The organism is Bradyrhizobium sp. CCBAU 45394, assembly GCF_028128655.1.
Classification (GTDB): domain Bacteria; phylum Pseudomonadota; class Alphaproteobacteria; order Rhizobiales; family Xanthobacteraceae; genus Bradyrhizobium; species Bradyrhizobium diazoefficiens.
The window spans coordinates 1-1693 of record NZ_LBIX01000081.1 but is presented as its reverse complement, the minus strand read 5'-3'; the positions used below and the strand labels follow the sequence as shown (position 1 = coordinate 1693).

General features: G+C 62.8%; 1 protein-coding gene and 1 pseudogene. Both read left to right on the top strand.

Annotated features, from left to right (window positions below; genetic code table 11):
• A pseudogene (locus tag WN73_RS11835) lies at positions 1 to 113 on the top strand (co-chaperone GroES); the annotation flags it as partial.
• A 48-nt stretch (positions 114 to 161) separates the two neighbouring features.
• A partial coding sequence (gene groL / locus WN73_RS11830; protein WP_271552896.1) for a chaperonin GroEL occupies positions 162 to 1693 on the top strand: 1532 nt, incomplete at its 3' end.

Genomic DNA, 1693 nt, shown 5'->3' with positions numbered 1-1693 from the left:
GCAAATGGTCGGGTACTGAAGTGAAGATCGACGGCCAGGACTACTTGATCATGAAGGAGAGCGATCTTCTGGGCGTGGTCGACAAGACCGGCTCGGTCAAGAAGGCCGCCTGAGCACAACTTGCGAAGCCGACAGTCATTGAGGAGAGAGGAGCAACGAACATGGCTGCCAAGGAAGTGAAATTCTCCACAGACGCCCGTGACCGGGTGTTGCGGGGAGTGGATACGCTGGCGAATGCGGTCAAGGTCACGCTCGGCCCCAAGGGGCGGAATGTCGTGATCGAGAAATCCTTCGGTGCGCCGCGCATCACCAAGGATGGCGTGACCGTCGCCAAGGAGATCGAACTGGAGGACAAGTTCGAGAACATGGGCGCGCAGATGGTGCGGGAGGTCGCCTCCAAGACGAGTGACCTCGCAGGCGACGGGACGACCACCGCGACCGTACTGGCCCAGGCCATCGTCAAGGAAGGCGCGAAATCCGTCGCCGCCGGCATGAACCCGATGGACCTCAAGCGCGGCATCGATCTGGCCGTAGAAGCCATCGTCAATGATTTGAAGGCGCACGCCAAAAAAGTCACCACCAACGAGGAGATCGCCCAGATCGCGACCATCTCGGCCAATGGCGATATTGAGATCGGCCGCTTTCTCGCCGACGCCATGCAGAAGGTCGGTAACGACGGGGTCATCACCGTCGAGGAGGCCAAGAGCCTCGATACCGAGCTCGAGGTGGTCGAAGGCATGCAGTTCGATCGCGGCTATGCGTCACCCTACTTCGTCACCAATGCCGAGAAGATGCGGGTCGAGTTCGAAGACCCCTACATCCTCATCCATGAGAAGAAGCTGTCGACCCTGCAGTCCATGCTGCCGCTGCTCGAAGCCGTCGTGCAGTCCGGCAAGCCGCTGCTCGTCGTTGCCGAGGATGTCGAAGGTGAAGCGCTCGCGACCCTCGTCGTCAACCGGCTGCGCGGCGGGTTGAAGGTCGCGGCCGTGAAGGCGCCCGGCTTCGGCGATCGCCGCAAGGCCATGCTGGAGGACATCGCGATCCTGACGGGTGGCCAGGCGATCTCGGAGGATCTCGGCATCAAGCTCGAGAACGTCACGCTCAAGATGCTCGGCCGCGCCAAGAAGGTCGTCATCGACAAGGAGAACACGACCATCGTCAACGGTGCGGGGTCCAAGAAGGACATCGAGGCCCGCGTCACCCAGATCAAGATGCAGATCGAGGAGACTACCTCCGACTACGATCGCGAGAAGTTGCAGGAGCGGCTTGCGAAGCTCGCCGGCGGCGTCGCGGTGATCCGCGTTGGTGGCGCGACCGAAGTCGAGGTCAAGGAACGCAAGGATCGCGTCGATGACGCGATGCACGCGACCAGGGCGGCAGTCGAGGAAGGCATCCTGCCCGGCGGCGGCGTCGCGCTGCTGCGCGGCCTGAAGGCGCTCGATGCCATCAAGACCGTGAATGCCGACCAGAAGGCCGGCGTCGACATCGTGCGCCGCGCGATCCAGGTGCCGGCGCGGCAGATTGTGCAGAACGCCGGCGAAGACGGCTCGCTGGTGGTCGGTAAGCTGCTGGAGAACTCCAGCTACAATTGGGGCTTCAATGCCGCCAGCGGCGAATACCAGGACCTGGCGAAGGCAGGCGTGATCGATCCCGCCAAGGTCGTTCGCACCGCGTTGCAGGATGCGGCTTCCGT